The sequence below is a fragment of the Flavobacterium hercynium genome (assembly GCF_002217285.1).
Taxonomy (GTDB): Bacteria; Bacteroidota; Bacteroidia; order Flavobacteriales; family Flavobacteriaceae; genus Flavobacterium; species Flavobacterium hercynium.
Genome location: NZ_MUGW01000081.1, coordinates 1 through 3367, shown reverse-complemented (window position 1 = coordinate 3367; position 3367 = coordinate 1). Strand labels below are relative to the sequence as shown.

The following is a 3367-nucleotide window of genomic DNA, read 5'->3' as shown; positions in this document are numbered from 1 at the left end:
ATATTAATTAATGATATACCTGTTTTCAATCATTATCAAAATGATGGAATGGCTGTTGATTACCCAATAAATGATGCTATTCTTAAAAGTGGGGAGCAGCCAATAGAAGTAAGAATATTATCTTCGACGAGGGAAAACATCTCTAAATATGCTGTCTGTGAATTAAAAATTTTTGTAAAAGAAGCGAATAAAGAAGCATCAGGAAGAAATTTGGTATATCAAATACCAATGATTGATTTTAAGGAAAATAAAACACCAATATATGCAAATGTTTTTTCATTTATAGCTAATGTTCCTTATAAGAATGTTGGATGGGAAAATTCTATAAATTTAAAAAAACAGGATGAAAACTTATTGGTAAAGGAATTAGAAGACTACCTGCAGAAAATAATGTCAATTTATAATTCAAGAAATGAAAAAGAATATGAGCAATTTTTCAAAGATAGAACTATAGAACATACCAAAAGTTTTTATTTGACTTCTGATGAAATCAAAGAAAATAAAGCATCTATTTTTTATGGACTACCTAAAAAAATAGAATCAATCAATAAAAATCTTTATAAGCTAGTATTTTATGGAAATAATAAACTTGTTTCTCTACAAACGAACGATCAGCCACCAGGATTTGTTTTTGAATCTATAAATAAAGATGAATATGGTTTCACTGAGATGGTTTTATTTCATAAAAAAAACATTAATTCTTCATTAGAAGTAATACGATAAAAGGTTTTACAACAGTATCTAATTTATGAAAATACTTCTAATTGCAAGCCTGTTTATTTTTAGTACAGTAGGTTGTCAGGAAAAGAAAATAAAAAATTTAAAAAATAGTTTAGATATAAAGAATAAAAGTTATAGAATTTATACAAGATTAAGTAATTGTCAAGCGGAATTGTTTGTAGATGATATGTTAGCCTTTAGTTATATGGGGGATCTTGCTCTAAAGGGTAAAAGAACGGCAGTAGAGGTTCCAATAAATACATTGTTATTAAGTTCCGGAAAACATACAATAGACTTGAAAATTTATCCTAACTTAAATCAAAGTACATTAAATGAAGATTCATATGGAGAAATTACACTTCATTATTTTGATACTGATAATTATGATAAAGAAGTTGAATTATTTGTGAAAGAAACACCAAATGGAGATCACAATAATTTAAACGGTCTACCATACTATCAGTTGAAAGCAGAAATAAATTTAGTATTACCTTTTTCCATTGAAGGCTGGACAAATTCTGTTGACCTTAAAGATGAAATGGAAAATGGTAATGATTTAAAAAGAGAAGTACAAAATTCTTATGATGATATTATAAAAATCATTAAAGATAGAGATGTTAACACATTTTCTAAATTAATTAAAGAAAGAGAAGATTTGTTAGGTGTCGCTTTTTATTCTACATCACAGCAAAAAAAAAGACAACTTAAATGAATTATTAGAAATTATTCGAAACCCTGATTACGAATTACAGCCATATCCCGAAAAAGCCGAATTACGTTTTTTTGCTTATGGAAAACTAGTTACTCTGTCCTCGCCAATTAGAAAAAGTGTTATCGAGCTAATAAATAAAAAAACTGAAAAAATTATTTCATTAGATTTTTATTTCCATCGAAAGAATAAGGTAAGTAAGTTAGAGGTAATACTTTAGATTTCGAAAGAAGTATGTTTTGAATAATTAGCTAGGAAATACAAGTAGTTAAATTAGTAAATAGAGTTTATACTGAATAAAATCAAAAAAAAATGAGACATAAAAAAATAACAAATACGATAATAATTAATCTGTTTTTACTTCTAACTTCTTGCGCCAAATCTCAAAACATGAAAAATCCCGATCATATTTGTAAAGATTGTGGAAGTTTTGATTTGGCTAAATTATCTTTTAATGAGAATGTTGACAGTTTGATTTCTAAAACAAAGGTGTGGAAAACAGCAATCGTTAATGCTAGTAATGAAGAAAAAAAGATTGAAAATCTTTTAAAATCAGATACTATAAAATTGTATAAATATCATTTTTCTAATCAACAAAATAAAATTTTAGGTAAACGTCCCTTTAATTATAATAATCAATTTTTTTTTGATGGATTAGTAATTTTAACTGATAAAAAAAATAAAATTTATGCCTATGAGGCTACTAATTTTTATGATGGCAAAATGTCCGAAATTATCGATTTTGTAAGTTATTTGAAAAAAGAGAATAAAACAGCGGAATTTAAGCAGAATAAAATGCTTGGAGATTTATCAGTTTACCAATGGCATTCCGAAAACAAAATATTGCAGCTTGTAAAGGCAAATGAAGAAGGTTCAGAAGAACGTATTATTAGTGGTGTAACTTCTGTTCGGAAAAGTACTTATGTGAAATTAAATATTTACGATCAATCCTTCATGAAAAATTCTATAGAAAGATTAGTACAGAAAGATATTAATTTTGTCATTTTTAATGAAAAACATTATCAAAATTTTTAGAAATAAATCAAAATAATACAAGCAATTTTTCAAAGATTGAAGCATAGAACATCACAGAAACTTCTATTTGCCTTGTGATGAAATCAAAGAAAATAGAACTAATCAATAAAAGTCTTTATAAGTTAATATTTATGGAAATGATAAATTTATTTCCTTACAAACGAAAGAAAACAGTCACCAGGATTTGTTTTGAATCTATAAATAAAGAGGAGTATAGTTTTACTAAAATAGTGGTATTTCATAAAAATAAGAGAGAAAAAAGTTAATTGCAATAAAATGATAAAAAGAAAATTAGTTAAGAAAATACTATTGATAATATCAATAATTTTTGGTTTGTTTGTTTTTATTTTTCCGATGGGCCTAAATGATTTTATATGGGTTACTAACAATATTACTCTTGAAAGTAATAACATTCGTAAAAATATTCCAGATGTATTAGATGATCTCGAATATGTGAATGAATGGTTGAAAAATAGTAAAACACCAGAAAATTATAAAGTTTTATATTCATTAAATGAGAATAAAATCACAAGATTCAATAAAGATTCTTATCAGAATATTTTTCTCAAATTTAACAATGATGAAATAGGTACGATAGCTGGTCAAGATATACACATAGATAATTTTAATTATAAATTATTATCTAATAAAAATGATGCTCTAGAAAATCTTAATATTAGTATAGTTCCTACCCGAGATCCATATATCAATATTTCGTACACTTATGATTATTCAGAAGTTAACTTTTTCAAAAAAACTTACGATAAATGGTTTTTTATACTAAATTCAAATTATAAAAAAGATGAAGTTAGTTCGATTGCAAATAATCTGAAAACTATAATTGAAAGAGAAGAGTAATTTTTTAATTGATAATTTTTAAACATAATAATTTGTGTTTTTATT

The 3367-nt window shown here is 25.2% G+C and carries 4 protein-coding genes; all 4 read left to right on the top strand.

Annotated features, from left to right (window positions below):
• Window positions 1-723, top strand: a 723-nt coding sequence (locus B0A66_RS22285) for a hypothetical protein (protein WP_208862617.1), incomplete at its 5' end; no start/stop codon positions are given.
• A gap of 25 nt (window positions 724-748) precedes the next feature.
• The gene (locus tag B0A66_RS22280) at window positions 749-1432 is read left to right on the top strand and encodes a hypothetical protein (RefSeq protein WP_089052043.1); all 684 of its coding nucleotides are present in this window, start codon (window positions 749-751) and stop codon (window positions 1430-1432) included.
• A 387-nt stretch (window positions 1433-1819) separates the two neighbouring features.
• A complete protein-coding gene (locus tag B0A66_RS23090; RefSeq protein WP_208862616.1) occupies window positions 1820-2464 on the top strand; it encodes a hypothetical protein in 645 nt (214 codons plus the stop codon).
• A 276-nt stretch (window positions 2465-2740) separates the two neighbouring features.
• Window positions 2741-3322 (top strand): hypothetical protein, encoded by a 582-nt coding sequence (locus B0A66_RS22260; RefSeq protein WP_089052040.1) that lies wholly within the window; start codon window positions 2741-2743, stop codon window positions 3320-3322.
• Window positions 3323-3367: the final 45 nt, after the last annotated feature.

Excerpts from the sequence above, each read along its gene's own strand:
- B0A66_RS22280 (WP_089052043.1), top strand. The coding sequence starts at position 749 with ATGAAAATACTTCTAATTGCAAGCCTGTTTATTTTTAGTACAGTAGGT.
- B0A66_RS23090 (WP_208862616.1), top strand. The coding sequence starts at position 1,820 with ATGAAAAATCCCGATCATATTTGTAAAGATTGTGGAAGTTTTGATTTG.
- B0A66_RS22260 (WP_089052040.1), top strand. The coding sequence starts at position 2,741 with ATGATAAAAAGAAAATTAGTTAAGAAAATACTATTGATAATATCAATA.